Consider the following 21,751-nt stretch of genomic DNA (forward strand, 5'->3'; position numbering starts at 1 on the left):
TCGCCCCAGGACGCACCATGATCCCAGCACACTCGCACCCCAGCCCCCAACCTCCCCGACCGCGACCACCCGAGCGCGGCTTCGGGCTGATCGAGATGCTGCTGATCCTGACCTTCACCGCCAGCGCCATCTGGGGGGTGATGTATCTCACCCAGCAGACCCGCGACCGCAACGCCGAGGTCAAGGGGCAGGCGCTGCTCGAACTCGCCGATCGTCAATTGCTGCAGTTCATGGTGCGCGAACGCCGCCTGCCCTGTCCCGACGGCGACGGCGACGGCCACGAGGACTGCGCCGTCGACAAGGGCTATCTGCCCTACCGCACCCTGGGAATGGCCGCCGGCACCTACTCCGCCGGCGAGGTGCCGCTGCTCTACGGCGTCTATCGCGACAGCGCCGGCATCGACCTCACCCGTCACGATCACTTCTTCCACCCGCGCAACAGCGACGGCACCGAGTACCCTTTCACCGACGGCGCCGGGCACATCAATCTGCTCGACTACTGCATGGCGCTCGACACCGCCGCCGGCACGGCGCTCGACACCGCGCTGCTGCACACCGAGGCAAGCGACGGGGCGCAACACAACGTCGCCTATGCGCTCGCCGTCCCCGGCCGGCTCAACGCCGACGGCCAGGGCAGCGACACCCTGGGGCTCTACGACGGGCTCAACCAGGATCTCGACCGCCCGGTGTTCCACGCCCCCGGTACCCCGCTCACCCGCAACCGCTACGACGACTCGACCCTGGTGCGCGGCTTCGCCGAGGTCGAGGGGGTGCTCACCTGCGACATCGTGCGCCGCAGCCTCAACCTGATGGCCGACGCGCTCGCCGTCCAGCAGGAGGTCTGCGACTTCACCAACTCGAACGTCGAATCGGCCTTCCTCGGCACCATCCTCGCCGGTGTCGGCACCGCGCGCAGCGCCGTCGACATCTACTCCACCGGGACCGGGATCGGCGCGGCCACCGAACAGGTCACCGAGTCCGGCGTGCAGATCGCCCGCTCGGCGGCGACCTGCATCCCACCCTTCGTGCTGCCCGGTTGCGTCACCCTGCCGATCCACACCGCCGCCCTGGTGCTCGCCTCGACCGGGACCGGCCTGGCCTCGGTCGCGCTGGGTCTGTCCTCGGTCACCACCGCTGCGGCGGGCGTCTACACCGTCCAGTACGGGCTCATCTACGACAAGATCAAGGCCGGCTGCGATGCCGACTTCAACCCGCCGGGGGCCCCTGCGCCCGACTTCAGCGACAAGATCGCCGAGCTCGGTGACGACCTCGTCCAGGCGCGCGCCGACCTCGCCGCGGCGCTGATCCCCCGCGATGCCGCACAGGCCAGGGTGACCGAACGACAGGGCGAGTGGGACGCGGCCACCGCCGCGATCCAGCCCAAGCTCGACGCCATGAACGCGCGCATCCCCGAGCAGATGGCGCCCTGGCTCGAACGCCTCGGCGACCTCGACCCCGACCTCGGCGCCGACCCCGCCGTCGAGGCCTGCATGCAGCAACAGATCGAGGGCGGCGCCACGCTGGAGGACGCCCGCGCCGCCTGCGGCATCAGCCTGGAGGAGGACCCCGGCGAGCCGGGCATGATCATCGCGCTCAACGGCCATGTCACGGCGCTGGAGGCCGAGATCAGCGCCCAGCGCATGATCGACATCAGCCAGGAGCCGTGCGACACCGGCAAGGCCAATGGCGCGACGCTCGACAGCGACGCCCGCGACAGCTTCTGCTCGACGCTTGCCGCCGGACGCGACGCCAGGGCCGACGCCCGCGCCCAGCAGACCGAGACGCTCGCCCAGGCCGATGCCCAGAAGACCTGGCTCGAGCAGGAGGCCGACAAATTCAAGACCTATGACGCCGCGCTGATCGCCGAGTACGCCGCGCGTCAGCCCCACTTCACCGCCCGCGCCGCGCTGAACACGGCGATCCAGACGGTGCTCGCCGACAGCGGTATCTGCAGCGGCGCCTCGAGCACCGACTGCGACACCCTGCGCAACCAGATCAACGCCGCGCCCGAGAGCACCGACTACACCGCCATCGGCACCGCGCTCACCAACCTCAAGGGCGCCTGCGGCGACTGTCAGAAGGTCAAGGACGCCGCCGCGCTCCGGCCCAACGCCAGCACCACCCAGCAGACCTGGATCAGCGCGCTCAACGCACTCAAGAGCGCCGGTCTCGCGCTCGAGCCGCCGAAGACGGACGGCTTCGGCGACGGCGGCATGTGCGACGACGCCCAGCCCTGTGACCTCGCGCAACACATCCAGACCCTCTACGACCGCTATCTCGCGCTCGGCAATGCCCAGATCGAGCTGAGCCAGGCACAGATCGAGGTCGATCGCCTGACCGACGAGGTCACCAACCTGGAGCAGGAGATCGAGGGCTATCGCTGCGGCGAGCAGGGCAAGCAGTACGACCCGGACAGCGGCCAGTGCATCGCCCGGGTCGAGCCGGACCCGGGCGCGATCGGCGCCGACCCCAACCCGGACCTGCCCGACGAGTTCGACGACGTCGAGGCCCCCAGCCCGCTGCCCGATCGCTTCGAGCAAGAGGCCGGACTCGAGATCCTGGGCACCGCCGACGAACTGGGGACGGGACGATGAACACCAAGCAGCGCGGCTTCACCCTGGTCGAGATGTCGGTGGCACTGCTGGTCGGCGGACTGACCTTCATGGCCATGCCGCCACTGCTCGAGGCGCTCGGCGAACTCAATCGCGCCGAGCGCCCGGGGGGCGATCTCGAGCGGGTGCGTGAGGCGCTGATCGGCCATCTCGTCAGTCACGACCGACTGCCCTGTCCGGCGACGAGCGCGGCCAGCGGCGAGGCCGCAGCCGCCTGTGGCGGCGAGGTGGCGAGCGGGTTCGTGCCCTATCGCACCCTCGGGCTGACCGAACCGCCGCGCAACCCCCAGGGCTTCGCGTTGCGCTACGCCGTCGCCGGCCTGCTCACCGAGCCGACCGAACACTTCCACCCGCAACTCCCCGCCGCCGCCGGCTGGACCGCCCCCGGCCCGTGGAACCCGAGCACCAACGAAAGCGGGATCACCCAGCCCTCGGGCAGCGCGCCACCGACCTACAGCCCGCCGACGCCGGGGGTCAACGGTCTCGATCTCTGCGTGGCGCTGGTCGAGGGCGCCCGCGAGACGCCGGCGGAGATGCTCGCGGTGCGCGCCCTCGACCGGCCCGACACCCGGGTGCGGATGGCGGTGGTGCTGGTCGACCCCGGCGCCGACGGGGTGGTCGACAGCGACAACCGGGCCACGCCATTCGCCTCGCCCGGACGGCGCGAACGCGACGCCCCGCCGGTCTACGACGACCGCGTCGAGGCGCTCGGCTTCACCACGCTGGCCGCGCTGCTCGACTGTCCCCGACTGATCGCACGGGTCAACGCCTCGGCGCGCGACGCCTATGCCGCCGACGACCTCGCCCGCGCCCAGCAATGGTTCGAGGACTTCCGCCGCCTCGGTTACGAGATCCGTCACGACAACCTCGACCACGCCGAGACGGCACAGGAACATGCCATCGGCAGCGCGGTGTTCGACGTCGTCGGCAACCTCATCGGCACCGGTGATGCCTTGGCCACGGCCACCGGCGCCGCGGCCAAGGGCGGCGCGATCGCGTTGAGTGCCTATGCGATGGGCATGGCCGCCTACTCGATCACCACCGGCGCGCAGGACATCGAGGAGAAGAAGGAGGAGAAGGCGACCGCGCTGGAGCAGGCGCGCAACGCGCGCGACAACCTGCTGGAGGTGATCGACGATCGCAACACACGGGTCAACAACACCATGACCCTGGAACGACGCGGCTGGTACCAATGAACGCTTATCAACAAAAGGGCCTGAGCCTGATCGAGCTGTCGGTGGCGATGCTCGCGCTCGGCGCGGTGGCGATGCTCGCGGTCAAGCTGCTGCCGGCAACCCGCGAGGCGGTGCGCGAGTCCGAGGTCGCGCCACGCGTCGTCAGCACCCATGCCGCGCTCGAGGGCTTCGCCTTCGTTCATGCCCGTCTGCCCTGGGCGGACGCCGACGGCGACGGTCACGAGGACGAGGACACCGTCATCGGCCTGCTGCCCTATGTCGATCTCGGGCTCGGCGCGCCGCTGCGCAATGCCAGCGACTACGACTTCCTCTATGCCGTCTATGTCCGCCCGGACAGCGCCGACCCGCGCCTCGATACCGCGCTGACCGTCCGGCGCGACCGCCTCCACCCCTATCTCGCCGCGGGCCTGCCGCCGACCGGCGCGCCGCGCGCGCTCGGCGTGGCCAACAGCCTCGATCTCTGTCAGGCGCTCGGCACCGCACAGGACCAGACCTTCTCGACCGACCATGTGCACATCGCCTCGAGTACGGCGCAGGAGCACGTCGCCTATCTGCTGGTCGACCCCGGGACCGCCGATCGCGACGCCGACGGCTCGCTGTTCGACGGGCGCAACTCGCCCAACACCGCCACCCGCACCGCCTTCGAGCACCCCACCAGCCCGATCTCGGCGAGCAACGACGACCGGGTACACGTGCGCTATTTCAACGAGCTGCGCGAGCGCATGGGCTGCACCGGGGTGATCGCGGCGAGCGGACACGCTCACCCCAACGTCGAGACCACGCTGGCGATCTTCCGCCAGGCCGCACGCGACTATCGCGAGCAGCTCAAGGTGGTCAAGGAGATGGCCAGCGCCGACGTCCTCGGCGGCGCCTCCGACGTCGCCGCCGCCGCCTCCGGGATCGCCAGCGCCAGCGCCTCGCTGACCGTGGCCATCGCCGCCACCATGAACAGCTACGGCGCCAAGTCGGGCGCCGTCGTGGTGGCCACCAGCGGCGTCGCCGCCGCCGCCGGCGGGGCGGTGTTCGCCGCCCTGGCGCTGGTCGAGAAGGTCGAGATCGAGGACGAGGTCAAGGGCCGGCTCGACGAGCTCGACGACCTCATCGACAACCAGCTCGACCCGCTCTACGACTCCGTCAGGAACAATGTCCGCGCCCAGGATGCACTGGGCGTCTTCGATGACCAGCACCCGTGACCCCGCGATGAACCGACCAACCACCCCGCCACGCCGCGCCGCCGGCTTCACCCTGCTCGAACTGTCGATCGCGCTGATCGTGATCGGCATGCTGATCAGCATGGCCAAGGTCGGCGGCGATCTGATGCGCCAGTCGACCTATGTCAAGCTGATCAACGACTTCATCTTCATCGGCGGCTGGCACAACGCCTACGGCAGCTACACCGTCAGCCAGGGCCACGTGCTGCTCGACGACCCGGCCAGCCCCACCGGGCTGGTCAACGAGGACGGCGACGCGGTCTGCGGCAATGACCTGGTCAGCGCTATGCTCGCCGCCGGCGTCAGCCTGCCCTCGGGGCGGGGGGTCGGGTTCGAGACCCACTACGGCTATCAGGACAGCAACGGCAACCCGCAGGACATGGAGGTCTGCTTCCAGGCCCTCGACTGGGCCGTCCCCGACGGCGCGATCGGCAGCTATCGCAAGGACACGCACAACGTGATGATCCTGACACGGGTCACCCCCGACCTGGCACGGATGATCGACGCCCAGAAGGATGGGTTGGTCGATGCCCGTTTCGGCTGCGTGCGCGAAGAGCAGTACGCCGACCGCGCCGACATCACCAGCAGCCGGACGTGGAGCATGACCAACGCACAGGCCTGGGGCGGCGGCGCGGCAACCGACGAGTCGCAGATCGACGTGCTCACCGTCCATGTCTCGATGGACTGCAACTGACCCGCCCCGAACCCGAACCGTACGAGAGCCGAGCCCGCATCATGCCCGCCGATATCACCCCCAGCACCCCGCAAGGCCCCATCCAGCACAAGCGTCCGCTGCTCGGCGAGCAGCTCCTCGCCAGCGGCGCGGTCAACCGCTCGCAGATCGTCTATGCGTTGCAGAAACAGCGCGTCAGCGGTGAGCCGCTCGGCGCCCTGCTGATCCGGCTCGGGCTGGTCACCGAGCAGGAGGTGGCGCGCTGTCTGGCGGTGCAGTACGACCTGCCCTACTGCCCCTTCGAGCAGTTGCCGCCACCACACGAAGAGGTCCGCGAGCTGTTCCGTCGCGAGCTCTGCATCAACCACGGGATGTGTCCCATCGACGTGGTCGAGGGCGAGCTGCGGGTGGCGATGGGCAACGCCGATCCGCAGCGGCTGATGGCGTTGATCGACCGGCGCACCGGGATGCGGGTCCGGCTGCTGCAGACCGAGTTCTCCGCCGTCCCCAAGCTGATCGCACAGCTCGGCGGGGACGAGTCGAGCGCCCTCGAGCGCGCCTTCGTGCAGGAGTACGAGAAGCTCCGGCTCGACCAGCAGAACACCCTCTCGACCGACACCCTGCTCGCGCGCATCCTCCACTATGCCGTGGCCGAACGCGCCACCGACATCCACATCCAACCCGAGTCGCGCTCGATCCATCTCTCCTTCCGCATCGACGGGGTACTGCTGCCGGTCTACTGCATGGAGCCGGTGCTGGCGCGGCTGACCGCCGCGATCAAGGTGCGTGCCGGCATGGACATCGCCGACAGCCTGCTGCCGCAGGACGGTCGCTTCACCACCACCGTCAATGACGACACCTACGACGTCCGCGTCTCCACCGTGGTCACCCCGCACGGCGAGAACGTGGTGCTGCGTCTGCTGCCCACCGGGGCCTATATCAGCGGGCTCGACGAACTCGGCTTCCTGCCCGCGCACCTGCCGCTGCTCCAGGCGCTCTTCGAACAACCCCACGGCATCATCCTGATGACCGGTCCCACCGGCTCGGGCAAGACCACCACCCTCTATGCCGGACTGCGCGCCCAGGGGCTCACGGGCAAGAACATCATCACCGTCGAGGACCCGATCGAGTACTCCCTGCCCTTCGCCACCCAGACCCAGGTCAACCGCCGCGCCGGCTACGGCTTCGACCAGGCCATCACCCATTTCCTGCGCCACGACCCCGACATCATGCTGGTCGGCGAGATCCGCGACGGCGAGACGGCCGAGGCGGCGATGCGCGCGGCCGAGACCGGCCACCTGGTGCTCTCCACCCTGCACGTCAACGGCGTGTTTGCGGTGGTCAACCGGCTGCGCACCCTCAAGATCCCCGCCGCGACCATCGCCGAGGCACTGATCGGCGTGGTCAACCAACGTCTCGCCCGACGGCTCTGCGAGCACTGTCGCCAGCCCGACCTCGGCGACGACCTCGCCCGCGACCTGGCCGAGCGCGGCGAGCCGCTGTATCGCGGCGTCGGCTGCCCACGGTGCCGCCACACCGGCTATCACGGCCGGGTGCTGGTCTATGAACTCCTGCTGATCGACGAGACCCTGGCGCACTGGATCGGCGAGGGCGCACCGCGCGGCGGCGTGGAGATGCTGGAGCGACCCGGACGCTATGTGGCGATGCGCGAGGTCGCGCTGCAGCGACTGCGCACCGGTCAGACCAGTCGCGAGGAGCTGCGCCGACTGTTCGGCCCCCAGTTCATGGAGACACTGGAGCAGCCCGCGGCCTGAGCCACGCCACAGACCGGTCACGCAATCGTCACGCCCAGGCCAACACCCCCTGGTCGCGCGAGCGGGGATGGAGGCGTACCATCGATCGGGTCGCCTTCCCTGACACCATCGTTTCAGGATGCTGCCATGTACGCCACTCCACAGACCAGCGACGGCTGGATCACCAAGGTCGTCGAGCGCACCGACGAGGGATTCCTGGTCGAGGCCCGTTTCGCACTCGGCCCCGAGTTCCGCTCCCGCGTCGCCGGGCGTGAGTCCGAGCTGCTGTTCGCCGCGCGCAGCCGACTGGCGCGACTGGGGATCAACATCGTCCCCGCCGCGCCGGCCCCGACCTTCGACCACACCTATTGCGACCTGCGCCTGCAGATCGTCGCCGCCATCGCCTCCTACGGCATCGGCGAGCATCTCGAGCGCATCGTCGTCCCCGGACTGCGCGTCGGGCGACTGGTGTTCTGTCCCGAGGACACCCGACTCGACTCGACCGAGATCCACCGACTGATCCGCGACAACGCCATCCAGGTACCCTCCGGCTTCTCGATCGACAGCAACGGCTATCTGATCCTGCGCCCGCAGCGCCAGATCTTCCATTTCGCCCAGCCGCTCGGTATCGAGCAGGTCACCGCCATCGCCACCCATGCCGACGGCAAGGACCTGCTCAACCGGTTGCAGATCCGCGAGCCGGTCGAGCACATCGAGCTGCCCCCGCGCGACGGGCTGGTCACCGCCTGCTCGATGTTCCTCCATCGTCACTACGTGGTGCTGCGCAACCTCGACGAGGCGCTGGGGCTGCACCTGCAGGCCACGGTGCTCGATCCGATCACCACCCGGGGCACCAACATCTATCTCGAGTTCATCAACCGCTCCGACCAGCTCATCATCAACCCCAGCGTCGCCGCCACCGTCCACGAGGCGATCGCACTCGAACCCCGTCGTCGCTACTGGCACGGCGGCCCCGAGCGTCAGGGCGAGCCGGGCAGCCAACCCGACCCGGAGTTCGAGACCCTCAAGGCGGTGTTCGACCGGCTCGAGAGCGGCGCCAACCGCGACCACTACTCCCACCGGATGATGGCGATCAGCCACGCCCCCGCGCGACTGCGCGTCGGCGACGAGCCCGAGCACATCTGGACCCAGCCGCAGACCCCGCCGGATCCGCGTCGCGGCACCGAGCTCGCCGCCGGGCTGGTGGCCGAGGGACTGAGGCTCGACACCCGCCCCGAGTGCGGCACCTCGGTGCTCTCCGAACTCCCCGACGGCGCGCGCGCCACCCTGCTGCTGGGCTACTTCCCCAACCTGGTCGAGCACACCGAGATCTGCGCCGCCGCGCTGCAGCAACGCATCGGCCGGATCATCTTCCGCCGCGCCTCGTTCGAGCACGGACACTTCCTCTCGGCACGCGATCATGGCCGGCTGGCCGACTACGAGGGACTGGGGATCGAGGTGTTCTGGTGCAACGACGCACGGGGGCACGTGGTCAAGCACGTCTTCCGCGGGCTGCGCGGCTACTTCACCGCGCCGGAGAACGTCTCGCGCTTCCACGACACCCTGGTGTTCGCCATCTACGGCTCGACCAGACCGCTCAACGACCACGGCATCGCCCAGGTCGAGCGCCTGCTCACCAACCTGCGCGGACTCTTCGGCAACGACATCAGCATCCTCACCGGCGGCGGCCCCGGGGCCATGCAGCAGGTCACCGACGTGGCCCACGAGATGGGGCTGATGGTCGGCTCGAGCTTCATCGAGACCATCGATCAGAAGCCCAACGACAGCGCCGACTTCTACCAGACCTTCCAGAGCCGCAGCCGACAGTCGCGCCAGCGCTGGTTCGAGATCGCCAGCTTCCACATCTTCCTCACCGGCGGCGTCGGCACCCTCGAGGAGATCGGCCTGACCCTCACCGACATGAAGCTCGGGGTGATCGAATCCGGCCCCCTGGTGTTCTTCGACGGCTGCGGCGACGGCTTCTACTGGGAGGGCCTCCAGACCCAGCTCGCGCACATGGCTGACCAGGGCCGGATGCCGCACTGGCTGCTCGACGACATCCTCATGACCAGCGACCCCGACGCCGTGCCCAGGTTCTACAAGCAGGCGTTGCGGCTGGGTTGAGAAAGGGGGATCAGCGATCAGCCACCAGCGGTCAGCCTCCAGTAGGGAAAGGTCGGCCTTCACTCATCGCTGCGGCTGAATGCACACGCCCGCTGGTAGTTGGTGACTGGTGACTGGTGACTGGTGGCTGGTAGCTGGTAGCTGGTGACTGGCAGCTGGTGGCTGGCGGCTGGCTGGCGGCCATAGCCCGATCCCCCCGTGACTTCTGTGAACAAAAGCCGCACAATCGAGCGAGGGGCCGACGCCCGTCGGGCGTCGGCGGTCAATGTCAGCCGGGGGCCGCGCACCGCGCCAGCCACCGAGAGCCAAGGGTCGAATTGATCCCGAGACATCCGCCGTGCCGACAGTCCTGACCTTCGAACATCCGCTCAACGAGCGCACCCGGACCTTCCTCCGGCTCGAACACCTGTTCGAGCGCTTCGATCACTTCGCGCCCCAGCCCGAGGATTGGGCGACGCGCGCCGCGCTCGAGAGCCTGATCGAGATCGTCGCCATCACCGCCCGCGCCGATGTGCGCAACGAGCTGCTCAAGGAACTCGAACGCACGCTCGAGACCCTGCGCCGCATCGCCTCGCGGCCCGGCGTCGACCCCGGCGCCCTGGAGCGCGTGCTCAGCGACCTGGAGCGCTCGCGTAACGCCATCCTCGCCATCGATGGTCCAATCGGCCAGATCGCCCGCGAGGACGACTTCCTCAAGGGCGTCGCCCAGCGCAACAGCATCCCCGGCGGCAGCTGCAGCTTCGATCTGCCGCAACTCCACCACTGGCTGCTGCAACCGCCCGAACAGCGTCAACAGCGTCTGGCCGACTGGCTCGAGGACCTGCGCCCGGCCCACCAGGCGATCGCGCTGACACTCTCGCTGGTACGCGCCAGCGCCCCGCCGCGTCAGGCCATGGCCGAGGCGGGCTTCTATCAGGAGGCGCTGGAGACCCAGGTGCCGCCACAACTGGTGCGCATCGGCGTCGATGCCAACAGCGGACTCTACCCCGAGGTCAGCGGTCACAAGAACCGCTTCAGCATCCGCTTCATGACCATCGAGAGTGAAGAGCGCCCGGCCCAGACCAGCGACGACATCCCCTTCCGACTGACCTGCTGTCTTTTCTGATCCATGTCCATCACCGTCCCCTGCCCCAACTGCGCCGCCCCCGTCGAATGGAGCGAGCACTCGCCCTGGCGCCCCTTCTGCAGCGAGCGCTGCCGCCTCATCGACCTCGGCGAGTGGTTCAACGAGAACCACCGCATCAGCGAACCGACCGACCCCGAGATCCCGCCCCAGCAGACATCGCCGGAGCATTGAGTCGGCCCAGGCCAGCGGCCAGCGGCCAGCGGCCAGCGGCCAGCGGCCAGCGGGATTGAACCGCAAAGCCGCCAAGGACACGAAGGGGTTTTGGGCGTGGATGACGGTCGATTCCCGGCCAACAGCGACCCGTCCCGGGCAAAGCGCAGCGTGCCCGGCGCCTGCGTGCGCCTCGATGGGCACGCTGCGCTTTGCCCATCCTACGACGCTGGCGGCAAGTGGCTGGTGGCCGGTAGCTGATGGCTGGCGGCTGGCCGCTGAAAGCTAGTCGCCGGGCCACAGCCCGCGGATGGCGGCGATGCCCTGGGCGCCGAGGTCCCAGGCGGTGTCGAGGTCGTCGCGGGTCATGCCGCCGAGGGCGTAGACCGGAACATTGGCGGTGGCGGCGATGGCGGCGAAACGCGACCAGCCGAGGGCCGCGGCGCCGGGGTGGGTGGCGGTCGTCTTGACCGGTGAGAGCAGCGCGTAGTCGAGTCCGAGGGTGGCGATACGATCGAGCTCGGCGGCATCGTGACAGGCGGCGCCGACCAGCTCGCCGGGCGCGCCGGGACGCGCGCCCAGCCGCGCGAGCAGGCTCGAGCCCAGGTGCAGCCCGTGACGCGGCACCCCGACGACCTCCTCCGGGGCGCGATTGAGGAGCAGCCTGGCACCATGACGCTCGCAGCGCTCGAACGCCTGCTCGGCCAGCGCGCGATAGGCGGCGGCGCCGAGCGCATGCGCGCGCAGCTGCACCAGTCGCACCCCGTCCTCCAGGGCGCGCTCGAGCCGGCGCAGGAACTGCCCGGTGTGCTCGGGATCGGCCCCGGTGATCAGCATCAGCGGGGGCAGGCGCAGCGCGGTGATGATCGGCCGGTCGGCGGCGGGGAAGTCGTCGGGGTCCATCGTCTCGGGATGTACCCAGTCGAGCGGTTGGCCCTCGCGCCCCTCGGGCGTGCCGGCATAGCGCTCGACCCGGTGGACGTCGAGCAGCACCCGCCGGTCGCCGTAGTGATGACGCACCCGGATCAGCGGTCGGCTGTGCTCGACACGGATACCGAGTTCCTCGTCGAGTTCACGGGCGAGCCCGGCGATGGGCGACTCGCCCGTCTCGAGCTTGCCGCCGGGGAACTCCCACAGCCCGCCCTGGTGCACGCCCTCGGGACGACGGGCGATGAGGATCCGGCCCTCATGGTCGGCGATGGCGCCGACCATGACATGGATCTCGGCGGGATCGCGATCAGCTGCGGTATTCGGCGTTGATGCGGACATAGTCGTAGGACAGATCGCAGGTGAGTACCTGGGCCTCGGCCTCACCGCGGCCGAGATCGACACGGATGAGGATCTCGGACTCGGCCATCACCGCAGCGCCGGCGGCCTCCTCGTAGTCGGCGGCACGCCCGCCGTCACGCACGATCGCCACGTCGCCGAGCCACACCTGCACCCGGTCGATGTCGAGCGACTCGACCCCGGCGCGACCGATCGCGGCGAGGATCCGACCCCAGTTGGGATCGGAGGCGAAGAGCGCGGTCTTGACCAGCGGCGAGTGGGCGATGGTATAGCCGACCCGCCGCGCCTCGTGCCAGTCGCGCGCGCCCTCGACGGCGATGGTGACCAGCTTGGTCGCGCCCTCGCCGTCCTTGACGATGGCCCGCGCCAGCTCGGTGCAGAGCGACTCCAGCGCCTCCTGCAGGGCCGTCGCATCGGCGCTCGCCGGATCGCTGACCGGCGCATTGCCGAGCGCGCCGGTGGCGGCGAGCACGCAGGCGTCGTTGGTCGAGGTGTCGCCGTCGACGCTGACGGCATTGAAGGAGCGATCACTGGCCGTCTGCAACGCCTGCTGCAGCACCTCGGGGGCGATGGCGGCGTCGGTGGCGATAAAGGCGAGCATGGTCGCCATGTCGGGGCAGATCATCCCCGAGCCCTTGGCCATCCCGGTGAGGGTCGCGGTCTGTCCGCCGCACTGGAAGCGGCGCGAGGCGAGCTTGGGGAAGGTGTCGGTGGTCATGATCGCGCGTGCCGCCGCCGGCCAGGCGTCGGCGGCGAGCACCGGCAGCAGCCCCGGCAGCGCGGCGCTGAAGCGCTCGACCGGCAGGTGCTCGCCGATCACCCCGGTGGAGAAGGGCAGCACCTGCTCCGAAGCGCAGCCGGCCAGGCCGGCCAGCGCGCTGCAGCTCGCCTGCGCCGCCTCCAGCCCCTGTCGACCGGTGCCGGCGTTGGCATTGCCGGCGTTGATCAGCAGATAGCGCGGCGCGGCGCTCGCGAGATGGCGGCGCGCCAGGGTCACCGGTGCGGCACAGAAGGCGTTGCGGGTGAACACCGCGGCGCAGGTCGTCCCCTCGGCCAGTTCCATCGCCACCAGGTCGTCACGCCCCTGGTAGCGGATACCGGCGGCACAGGCGCCGAGACGGATGCCGGAAACCGGCAGGAAGTCGATCGTGTCGGTGCTGGTCATGGTCTCAGTTCGCCTTGCCGTGACACTGCTTGTATTTCTTGCCCGAGCCACAGGGACAGGGCTCGTTGCGCCCGATCTTGCGACCGTCGCGGACATAGGGCGCATCGCCCTCGGGTTGCGCGGCGCGTGCCGCCGGGTCGGCCTCGGGCTTGGGCTCGGCCTGGTCGGTGTCGAGTCCGGTGAAGGTCTCGTGCTTGAACTCGAAGTCGGCGCTCGGCGCGGACTGGCGCTCGGGCAGGTCGGCGGCGGTCTGGATCTGCAGCTTGGCGAGGGTGCCGATCACCTCCTGCTTGATCGCCTCGAGCATCGCCGAGAACATCTCGAAGGCCTCGCGCTTGTACTCCTGCTTGGGGTTCTTCTGCGCATAGCCGCGCAGATGGATGCCCTGGCGCAGATAGTCCATCGCGGCGAGGTGGTCCTTCCACTGCGCGTCGAGCGTCTGCAGCATCACCGCCTTCTCGAGCTGGCGCATGTTGTCGGCGCCGATGAGCTGCTCCTTCTCGCCGTTGCGCGCCTCCAGGGTCTGGGCGATGCGCGCGCGCAGCGTCTCCTCATGGAGCGAGTCGTCCTCCTCGAGCCAACGGCGCAGCGGCCAATCACCGCCGAAGTGCTCGGCCAGGGCCTCCTCGAGACCGGGCAGGTCCCACTGCTCCTCGAAGCTCTCCGGCGGGATGTAGCCGTTGATCACCTCGGTGAGGACGTCGGCGCGCATCGCGGCGACGGTCGCGCTGACGTCGTTGACGTCCATCAGCTCGCGACGCTGGCGATAGATCACCTTGCGCTGATCGTTGGCGACGTCGTCGTACTCGAGCAGCTGCTTGCGGATGTCGAAGTTGCGTCCCTCGACCTTGCGCTGGGCGTTCTCGATCGCGCGGGTCACCCAGGGGTGCTCGATCGCCTCGCCCTTCTGCATGCCGAGACGCTTCATCAGCGCGCCGACCCGCTCGGAGGCGAAGATGCGCATCAGATTGTCTTCGAGCGAGAGATAGAAGCGGGTCGAGCCCGGATCGCCCTGACGCCCGGAGCGGCCGCGCAGCTGGTTGTCGATGCGCCGCGACTCGTGACGCTCGGTGCCGATCACGTGCAGACCGCCGGCCTCGCGCACCGCCGCGTGACGCTGCTCCCAGTCGGCGCGCAGCGCCTCGACGTCGGCATCGGGGCCGGCGGCCTCGAGTTCGGCCTCGAGGTTGCCGCCGAGGACGATGTCGGTCCCTCGACCGGCCATGTTGGTGGCGATGGTCACCGCGCCGGGGCGACCGGCCTGGGCGATGATGCCGGCCTCGCGCTCGTGCTGCTTGGCGTTGAGCACCTCGTGGCCGAGCCCCTCCTTGGTGAGCAGCCGGTCGACCAGCTCGGAGGTCTCGATCGAGGCGGTGCCGACCAGCACCGGCTGACCGCGCGCAACGCAGTCACGCACGTCCTCGATGATCGCCTGATACTTCTCGTCCTGGGTGAGATAGACCAGGTCGCCACGGTCGTCGCGGATCATCGGCTGGTTGGTGGGGATCACCACCACCTCGAGGCCATAGATCTGCTGGAACTCGTAGGCCTCGGTGTCGGCGGTGCCGGTCATGCCCGAGAGCTTGGGGTAGAGCCGGAACAGGTTCTGGAAGGTGATCGAGGCCATCGTCTGGTTTTCGGGCTGGATGTCCACGCCCTCCTTCGCCTCGACCGCCTGATGCAGCCCCTCCGACCAGCGCCGCCCCGGCATGGTACGGCCGGTGAACTCGTCGACGATGATCACCTGACCGTCACGCACGATATAGTCGACGTTCTTCTGGAACAGGGCGTGCGCACGCAGCGCCGCGTAGACATGGTGCATCAGCGCGATGTTGCCGGGGTCGTAGAGGCTCGCGCCGGCCTCGAGCAGTCCGGCCTCGAGCAGCATCTGCTCGACGCGCTCGTGGCCCTCCTCGCTGAGATAGACCTGGCGCATCTTCTCGTCGACCGAGTAATCACCGGGACCGAAATCGGGCTGACCGTCCTCGTTGGTGGTCGGCTCCTGACGGGTCAGCCGCGGGATCAGCGCGTTGACCTGGTTGTAGAGCTCGGTGTTGCCGTCCGAGGGACCGGAGATGATCAGCGGCGTGCGCGCCTCGTCGATGAGGATCGAGTCGACCTCGTCGACGATGGCGTAGAAGGGATCGCGCTGCACCCGCTGCTCGGCCGAGAAGGCCATGTTGTCGCGCAGGTAGTCGAAGCCGTATTCGTTGTTGGTGCCGTAGGTGATGTCGGCGGCATAGGTCTCGCGCCGGGTGACCGGGCGCAGGTGACGGTAGCCGGCGTCCCCGCTGGGCACGTAGTCGGGATCGAAGCGGTAGGAGGCGGCGTCCGGCCCCATGCCGCCGGAGGAGTTGATGACGCCGACCGAGAGCCCGAGGAAGTGATAGAGACGTCCCATCCAGGCCGCGTCGCGACGCGCCAGATAGTCGTTGACGGTCACCACGTGCACGCCCTTGCCGGGCAGCGCATTGAGATAGGCGGCGAGGGTCGCGACCAGGGTCTTGCCCTCACCGGTGCGCATCTCGGCGATCTTGCCGTCGTTGAGCACCATGGCGCCGACCATCTGGACGTCGAAGTGACGCATGCCGAGCACCCGTCGTCCGGCCTCGCGCACCACCGCGAAGGCCTCGGGGAGCAGCGCCTCGAGGGCTTCGCCGCCGGCCAGCCGCTGGCGAAACTCGGGCGTCTTGGCCGCGAGCGCCTCGTCCGACAACCGCTCGAGTTCGGGTTCGAGTGCATTGATCTTCGCGACCGATTTCAGCAGCGACTTGACCAGGCGATCGTTGCGGCTGCCGAAGACCTTCTTGAGCAGTTGAGTGACCATCGAATTGACTGAAACCTGTCCTGGGAAAATCGGGAAATTGTACCGGATTTACTTGACCCTTGCGGGACCGCCGGGGGCGGAGCGAACGAGGCCCCCGCAGGGCGCACGGCATGACGAGGGACGCGTGACACGCCCCGGTGAAGCTGCAGACGACGCTCAGCCGCCCGACTGATCGGCACCGGCGTCGGCCAGGGTGCGCTTGGGCGTCTTGCCGAGATAGGCCATGGGGTCGACCGGCTCGCCGTCCTTGAGCACCTCGAAGTGCACGTGCGGACCGGTGGCGACGCCCGACGAGCCGACGGTGGCGATCTTCTGGCCCCGGCGCACCATCTGCCCGACCTCGACCAGGTTCTTGCTGTTATGGGCGTAGCGGGTGATCAGCCCGTCCATGTGACGGATATCGACCACCCAACCGTAGCCATTGCGCCGGCCGCTGAACTCGACCACGCCATCGGCAGCCGCAGCGATCGGGGTGCCGCGCGGACTGGCGAAGTCGACACCGCTGTGGAACAACCGCACCTTGCGTGTCGGATGGATGCGATAGCCGAAGTTGGAGGTGATGTAACCGGAGGCGACCGGCCAGTTGGTCGGCAACGCCTGCGCCTTGAGCCCCTGCTCCATCACCACGCCCTCGATCACCCCGAGCTTGCGCTGGCGATCATCGATGAGGCTGGCGACGCTGCCGAGTTCGCTGACCAGCTCCTTGATGGTGTAGTCGCGCACCGGTCCCTCGGCGGGTCCACCCTGCGGCGGCGGTCGATCGAAGTCGAACTCCTCGGCGTCGAGCCCGGACATCTGCACCAGCCGCGCGCCGAGCGCATTGAGTCGCAGCAGTTCGGCCTGCATCTCACCGAGACGGGCGGCGAGCGCGTTGATTTCATCGGTGGAGGGGGTGGCGGGGATCGAGAGGGTGGATGCGGAGGCGGGCGGTGGAGCGGGCGGCTCGATGCGGGTGAGGGACTGACCGGTCAGGAATCCGATCCCGCCGCCACCGAGGGCGCAGGCCCCGAGGGCCAGCAGGATCACCTGGCCGCGCAGGGCCTTGCTTCGATCGAGATGATGCATCGCTTCTCTCTACGGTTGGGCTCACGCCAGAGGGCGCGAGTTTATACTATGGCGACGTGATTTGATCATGGCTTTGCCGAAACGGCCCCATTGGCGATCGACCGGAAACGCCCGATGATTGAATACCTACGCCTCATGGATATCATCGGGCACCAGTGCACGCCTCATCCTCGACACAGCGACAGCCCGCAGTGATGCCCGACCGGCCCAAGACGATCCACGACCTGCTCTGGAACAACCCCATGGTGCGCGACCGGCTCGCCCGGCGACAGCGTGAGCTCGAGCTGCTCGAGGCCGCTCGTCAACGCGTCCCCGGTGGGTTGCAGCGTCACTGCATCGACGCCCACCTCGAGGACACCACCCTGGTGCTGGTACTCGACTCGCCGGCGTGGGCCACCCGCGCGCGCTTTCTCGCCCGCGATCTCGGCGCCGCGCTGGCCGCGCGCGACCTCACCGCGGTGCGCATCCAGACCCGGCCGCCGCAACCTCAACGCCAGCACGCTCCCAAGGCCCAGGTCGGTACTCCGCGTCGACTCTCAGCGGCAACCGTCGAACACCTGCGCACCGCCGCCGAACACCTCGACGACCCCGAGCTCGCCGCCACGCTCAGACGGCTCGCCGAGCATCATGCCGAGGACGACACCTCGAGCGACTGAGCGCAGGGGCACGGGCGCACGCAAACGACCGATCGATGCCTCGGCATCGATCGGTCGTTGCTGCAGTGGATTGGCTTGGGCGGGGCACGGTCATCATCGTCGCCCCGCCCCGACCCGGCGACTCAGATCGCGGCCACCGGCTGACCATAACCGATGGGAGCGCACTCACCGTCCTCGAAGCTGACCTCCTCCCAGGCGGCGGTGTCGGCAACCAGGGCGCGGACCAGCATGTTGTTGAGTGCGTGTCCGGACTTGTGACCGCAGAAGGCGCCGACCAGCGAGTGGCCGAGCAGGTACAGGTCACCGATGGCGTCGAGCATCTTGTGACGCACGAACTCGTCGTCGTAGCGCAGGCCTTCCTCGTTGAGCACCCGGTACTCGTCGACCACCACGGCGTTGTCGAGACTGCCGCCGAGGGCGAGATTCTGCTGACGCAGCGCCTCGATCTCCTTGAGGAAACCGAAGGTCCGGGCGCGGCTGACCTCGCGCACGAAGGAGTGGGTCGAGAGGTCGATACTGGCGCGATTGACCCGGGCGTGGAAGGCCGGATGATCGAAATCGATGGAGAAATCGACCCGGAAGCCGTGATAAGGCGTGAAGCGGGCGAACTTGTCACCGTCACGCACCTCGACCGGGCGCTTGATGCGGATGAAGCGCTTGGCCCTGGGCTGCTCCTCGACACCGGCCGACTGGATGAGGAAGACGAAGGGCGCGGCGCTGCCGTCCATGATCGGTACCTCGGCGGCACCGAGGTCGACATAGGCGTTGTCGATGCCGAAGCCGGCGAAGGCGGCGAGCAGATGCTCGACGGTGGAGACCCGCACGTCGCCGCGCACCAGGGTGGTGGAGAGCCGGGTGTCGCCGACATTGAAGGGCGTGGCCTGGATCTCGACCGGGGTGTCGAGATCCACCCGCCGGAACACGATACCGGTATCCGGGGCGGCCGGACGCAGGGTGAGCGCGACCTTCTCACCGGTGTGGAGTCCCACGCCGGTGGTCTGGATCACGGTCTTCAAGGTGCGTTGCTTGATCATCGCCCGGGTTACCCCTCGCTATCCACGGCGGCCGACGGCGATCCCTGCCGGTTGCCGTTCGAGTACCGCGCGGGACCGGTTCAACCGATCCCGCGCCGTTCGTCCTGTGCTCGATTCATGTGCACGCGCGTCATCACGACGGGTGCGGTTTCGGATAGCTTAGGGTTTTCCCGAAGATTTATCAAGTTTCGCACGCGACAAGACACGACCCCCCTGTTTTAAAACGCCTTTCAGATACAGGGAAACCCCTGATCAATCGGCCTGACGACGCAGGAACGCGGGGATGTCGAGATAGTCCAGGTCGCTCTCCCCGACCGACTCCGAGGCCGCCTGGGCACCCGCCTTGCGCGCAACCGCCGGACGGCGATCGAGCTCGCGATAGTCGGGCGCACCCTCACCGCCGTCACCGCTGACCAGACGCATCGCCGGCTCCTGCAGCCCGGGGCGGCGGGCCTTGGCGCGATTGCCGCCGAGTCCGGTAGCGACCACGGTCACCCGCAGCTCGTCCTCGAGCTCGGGGTCGACCACGGTCCCGACCACCACGGTGGCGTCATCGTCGGCGAACTCGCGCACCGTGCTGCCGACCTCGTCGAACTCGCCGATGGTGAGGCTCATCCCGGCGGTGATGTTGACCAGGATGCCGCGAGCGCCGGCGAGATCGATGTCCTCCAGCAGCGGGCTGCGGATCGCCGCCTCGGCCGCCTCGCGGGCGCGGTTCTCGCCCTGGGCCGCGCCGGTACCCATCATCGCCACGCCCATCTCCGACATCACCGTCTTGACGTCGGCGAAGTCGACGTTGATCAGCCCTGGACGGGTGATCAGCTCGGCGATGCCCTGGGTGGCGTTGAACAGCACGTCGTTGGCTGCACGGAAGGCATCGAGCAGGCTCATCTCCTTACCGAGCACCGCCAGCAGCTTCTCGTTGGGGATGGTGATCAGCGAATCGACATTGGTCGCCAGCTCGGCGATGCCCGCCTCGGCCACGCGACTGCGCTTGCCGCCCTCGAAGGGGAAGGGCTTGGTGACCACGGCGACGGTGAGGATGCCCAGCTCCTTGGCCACCTGGGCGACCACCGGCGCGGCGCCGGTACCGGTACCGCCGCCCATGCCGGCGGTGATGAAGACCATGTCGGCGCCCTCGAGCGCGTCCTGGATGCGATCACGGTCCTCCATCGCGGCGTTGCGCCCGACCTCGGGGTCGGCGCCCGCACCCAGCCCCTTGGTGATGCCCGCGCCGAGCTGCAGGATGGTCTTGACGTTGGAATTCTTCAGCGCCTGGGCGTCGGTGTTGGCGCAGATGAAGTCGACCCCCTCGATGGTCGAGGCGACCATGTGGTTGACCGCGTTGCCGCCGCCACCGCCGACGCCGATGACCTTGATGACCGCGTTCTGGCTATGGGTGTCCATCAGTTCGAACATGTGAAATCTCCTCTCTTGTTGCAGTGCGCAAAAACCTGAAACCTCGTCGGTGCCGCGCTCCAGGCGGCACCGCCCCCCGACATCCCCGGCGTCCTCCGGACACCGGGCCCTGAGACCGCAGGCCGCGGTCCATCCCGACTACGGTGCCGCTCGCGACACCGCCCTGCCGACACCAGCGCCCCGGAGCGACCGAAGCGGCGGCATCGTCCCTCTAGAACGTGCCCTGGAACCAGCCGCGCATGCGCGACCACATCCCCTGCAACCCCGGCCCCTCGGCCATCTCGGGGGCACGGGCGAAGCGGTGCTGGCGCGCATACATCAGCAGCCCCACCCCGGTCGCATAGGCCGGGTTGTCGACCACCTCGGGCATGCCGACGACGTGCTGCGGCACACCGAGACGCACCGGCATGTCGAACACCGACTCGGCCAGCTCGACCAGGCCCTCCATCTTGGCCCCGCCGCCGGTGAGCACCACGCCGCCGGCGACCACCTCTTCCAGCCCGCTGCGCCGCAGCTCGTTCTTCAGCAGGGTCAGCAGCTCCTCGTAACGCGGCTCGGCGACCTCGGCGAGCATCTGCCGCGAGAGCCGGCGCGGCGGCCGATCGCCGATGCTCGGCACCTCGATCGCCTCGCTGTCGGTGGCGAGCTGGGCAAGCGCGCAGGCATGCTCGACCTTGATCTGCTCGGCGTACTGGGTGGGCGTGCGCAGCGCCACGGCGATGTCGTTGGTGACCTGGTCGCCGGCGATCGGGATCACCGAGGTGTGACGGATGGCGCCATTGGTGAACACCGCCATATCGGTCGTGCCGGCACCGATGTCGACCAGACAGACGCCGAGCTCCTTCTCGTCCTCGCCGAGCACCGAGTAGCTCGAGCTCAGCTGCGAGAGCACCAGATCGTCGACATCGAGTCCGCAGCGGCGGATGCATCGGGTGAGATTCTGCGCCGCGCTCGCCGCGCCGGTGACGATATGCACCTTGGCCTCGAGCCGCACCCCGCACATGCCGATCGGCTCGCGCACCCCGCCCTGCTCGTCGATGATGAACTCCTGCGGCAGGATGTGCAGGGTCTTCTGATCGGCCGGGATCGCCACCGCGCGCGCCGAGTCGATCACCTGATCGACATCGGCCTGGGTGACCTCGCCCTCGTTGACCTTGGCGACACCGTCGGAGTTGAAGCTGCGCACATGGCTGCCGGCGATCCCGGCGTGCACCGAGTGGATCTCGCAGCCGGCCATCAGCTCGGCCTCCTCCACCGCACGCTGGATCGACTGCACCGTCGACTCGATATCGACCACCACCCCGCGCTTGAGTCCGCGCGAGGGATGGGCGCCGATACCGATGATCTCGATCTGGTCATCATCCTTGAGCTCGCCGATCAGGGCGGCGACCTTGGAGGTCCCGATGTCCAGGCCCACCAAAAGATTCTTGTCGTTACGTCGCGACATCCGGT

At 68.8% G+C, this 21,751-nt stretch carries 16 protein-coding genes; 9 read left to right on the plus strand and 7 right to left on the minus strand.

The features are described from left to right. Positions 1–17 precede the first annotated feature (17 nt). The 8 genes from ACAM26_RS00980 (at position 18) to ACAM26_RS01015 (ending at position 10,867) form a co-directional block, all read left to right on the plus strand. Positions 18–2,594: a type II secretion system protein J gene (locus tag ACAM26_RS00980; RefSeq protein WP_369612952.1), complete on the plus strand. Its 2,577-nt coding sequence runs from the start codon at positions 18–20 to the stop codon at positions 2,592–2,594. Continuing rightward, positions 2,591–3,808, plus strand: a complete 1,218-nt coding sequence (locus tag ACAM26_RS00985; RefSeq protein ID WP_369612953.1) for a type II secretion system protein — start codon at positions 2,591–2,593, stop codon at positions 3,806–3,808. The genes ACAM26_RS00980 and ACAM26_RS00985 overlap by 4 nt, the downstream gene beginning before the upstream one ends. After that, complete coding sequence (locus tag ACAM26_RS00990) at positions 3,805–5,001, plus strand: type II secretion system protein (protein WP_123140001.1); 1,197 nt, start codon at positions 3,805–3,807, stop codon at positions 4,999–5,001. The genes ACAM26_RS00985 and ACAM26_RS00990 overlap by 4 nt, the downstream gene beginning before the upstream one ends. A 7-nt stretch (positions 5,002–5,008) precedes the next feature. After that, positions 5,009–5,713 (plus strand): type II secretion system protein, encoded by a 705-nt coding sequence (locus ACAM26_RS00995; protein ID WP_369612954.1) that lies wholly within the window; start codon positions 5,009–5,011, stop codon positions 5,711–5,713. 41 nt (positions 5,714–5,754) lie between these two features. After that, on the plus strand, positions 5,755–7,467 hold the full coding sequence (locus ACAM26_RS01000) for a GspE/PulE family protein (RefSeq protein WP_369612955.1): 1,713 nt from the start codon (positions 5,755–5,757) through the stop codon (positions 7,465–7,467). A gap of 126 nt (positions 7,468–7,593) precedes the next feature. Next, a complete protein-coding gene (locus tag ACAM26_RS01005; RefSeq protein WP_234524420.1) occupies positions 7,594–9,570 on the plus strand; it encodes an LOG family protein in 1,977 nt (658 codons plus the stop codon). A 337-nt stretch (positions 9,571–9,907) separates the two neighbouring features. After that, a complete protein-coding gene (gene zapD / locus ACAM26_RS01010; RefSeq protein ID WP_123142015.1) occupies positions 9,908–10,675 on the plus strand; it encodes a cell division protein ZapD in 768 nt (255 codons plus the stop codon). Between the two features lie 3 nt (positions 10,676–10,678). Further along, entirely contained in the window at positions 10,679–10,867 is a 189-nt protein-coding gene (locus ACAM26_RS01015; protein ID WP_123140006.1) for a DNA gyrase inhibitor YacG, read from the plus strand. Positions 10,868–11,131: 264 nt separating this feature from the next. Here the strand turns inward: ACAM26_RS01015 and ACAM26_RS01020 are convergent, their stop codons facing one another. The 4 genes from ACAM26_RS01020 to ACAM26_RS01035 all read right to left on the minus strand — a co-directional run bounded on the left by ACAM26_RS01020 (position 11,132) and on the right by ACAM26_RS01035 (position 17,190). Beyond that, the gene (locus ACAM26_RS01020; protein ID WP_123140007.1) at positions 11,132–12,058 is read right to left on the minus strand and encodes a Nudix family hydrolase; all 927 of its coding nucleotides are present in this window, start codon (positions 12,056–12,058) and stop codon (positions 11,132–11,134) included. Between the two features lie 25 nt (positions 12,059–12,083). After that, positions 12,084–13,298: a bifunctional glutamate N-acetyltransferase/amino-acid acetyltransferase ArgJ gene (gene argJ / locus ACAM26_RS01025; RefSeq protein ID WP_123140008.1), complete on the minus strand. Its 1,215-nt coding sequence runs from the start codon at positions 13,296–13,298 to the stop codon at positions 12,084–12,086. Positions 13,299–13,302: 4 nt separating this feature from the next. Beyond that, entirely contained in the window at positions 13,303–16,125 is a 2,823-nt protein-coding gene (gene secA, locus ACAM26_RS01030; RefSeq protein ID WP_369612956.1) for a preprotein translocase subunit SecA, read from the minus strand. Positions 16,126–16,281: 156 nt separating this feature from the next. Further along, positions 16,282–17,190, minus strand: a complete 909-nt coding sequence (locus ACAM26_RS01035) for a M23 family metallopeptidase (RefSeq protein ID WP_369612957.1) — start codon at positions 17,188–17,190, stop codon at positions 16,282–16,284. Between the two features lie 194 nt (positions 17,191–17,384). Here ACAM26_RS01035 and ACAM26_RS01040 point away from each other — a divergent pair, with 194 nt between their 5' ends. Continuing rightward, positions 17,385–17,846 carry a DciA family protein gene (locus ACAM26_RS01040; protein ID WP_123140011.1) on the plus strand — a complete coding sequence of 154 codons (462 nt, stop codon included), beginning with the start codon at positions 17,385–17,387 and terminating at the stop codon, positions 17,844–17,846. A gap of 122 nt (positions 17,847–17,968) precedes the next feature. Here ACAM26_RS01040 and lpxC read toward each other — a convergent pair whose 3' ends face one another. The 3 genes from lpxC to ftsA all read right to left on the minus strand — a co-directional run bounded on the left by lpxC (position 17,969) and on the right by ftsA (position 21,746). Continuing rightward, entirely contained in the window at positions 17,969–18,880 is a 912-nt protein-coding gene (lpxC, locus tag ACAM26_RS01045; RefSeq protein ID WP_062277320.1) for a UDP-3-O-acyl-N-acetylglucosamine deacetylase, read from the minus strand. A 252-nt stretch (positions 18,881–19,132) separates the two neighbouring features. Beyond that, the gene (gene ftsZ, locus ACAM26_RS01050) at positions 19,133–20,299 is read right to left on the minus strand and encodes a cell division protein FtsZ (protein WP_123140012.1); all 1,167 of its coding nucleotides are present in this window, start codon (positions 20,297–20,299) and stop codon (positions 19,133–19,135) included. 211 nt (positions 20,300–20,510) lie between these two features. After that, entirely contained in the window at positions 20,511–21,746 is a 1,236-nt protein-coding gene (ftsA, locus tag ACAM26_RS01055) for a cell division protein FtsA (protein WP_123140013.1), read from the minus strand. Positions 21,747–21,751 lie beyond the last annotated feature (5 nt).

Origin of the sequence: Marichromatium sp. PS1 (genome assembly GCF_041155115.1) — a bacterium.
In the GTDB taxonomy this organism is placed as follows: domain Bacteria; phylum Pseudomonadota; class Gammaproteobacteria; order Chromatiales; family Chromatiaceae; genus Marichromatium; species Marichromatium gracile.

Coding starts and splice junctions, on each gene's coding strand:
- ACAM26_RS00980 (WP_369612952.1), top strand. CDS start 18: ATGATCCCAGCACACTCGCACCCCAGCCCCCAACCTCCCCGACCGCGA.
- ACAM26_RS00985 (WP_369612953.1), top strand. CDS start 2,591: ATGAACACCAAGCAGCGCGGCTTCACCCTGGTCGAGATGTCGGTGGCA.
- ACAM26_RS00990 (WP_123140001.1), top strand. CDS start 3,805: ATGAACGCTTATCAACAAAAGGGCCTGAGCCTGATCGAGCTGTCGGTG.
- ACAM26_RS00995 (WP_369612954.1), top strand. CDS start 5,009: ATGAACCGACCAACCACCCCGCCACGCCGCGCCGCCGGCTTCACCCTG.
- ACAM26_RS01000 (WP_369612955.1), top strand. CDS start 5,755: ATGCCCGCCGATATCACCCCCAGCACCCCGCAAGGCCCCATCCAGCAC.
- ACAM26_RS01005 (WP_234524420.1), top strand. CDS start 7,594: ATGTACGCCACTCCACAGACCAGCGACGGCTGGATCACCAAGGTCGTC.
- ACAM26_RS01015 (WP_123140006.1), top strand. CDS start 10,679: ATGTCCATCACCGTCCCCTGCCCCAACTGCGCCGCCCCCGTCGAATGG.
- ACAM26_RS01020 (WP_123140007.1), bottom strand. CDS start 12,058: ATGGTCGGCGCCATCGCCGACCATGAGGGCCGGATCCTCATCGCCCGT.
- argJ (WP_123140008.1), bottom strand. CDS start 13,298: ATGACCAGCACCGACACGATCGACTTCCTGCCGGTTTCCGGCATCCGT.
- secA (WP_369612956.1), bottom strand. CDS start 16,125: ATGGTCACTCAACTGCTCAAGAAGGTCTTCGGCAGCCGCAACGATCGC.
- ACAM26_RS01035 (WP_369612957.1), bottom strand. CDS start 17,190: ATGCATCATCTCGATCGAAGCAAGGCCCTGCGCGGCCAGGTGATCCTG.
- ACAM26_RS01040 (WP_123140011.1), top strand. CDS start 17,385: ATGCCCGACCGGCCCAAGACGATCCACGACCTGCTCTGGAACAACCCC.
- lpxC (WP_062277320.1), bottom strand. CDS start 18,880: ATGATCAAGCAACGCACCTTGAAGACCGTGATCCAGACCACCGGCGTG.
- ftsZ (WP_123140012.1), bottom strand. CDS start 20,299: ATGTTCGAACTGATGGACACCCATAGCCAGAACGCGGTCATCAAGGTC.
- ftsA (WP_123140013.1), bottom strand. CDS start 21,746: ATGTCGCGACGTAACGACAAGAATCTTTTGGTGGGCCTGGACATCGGG.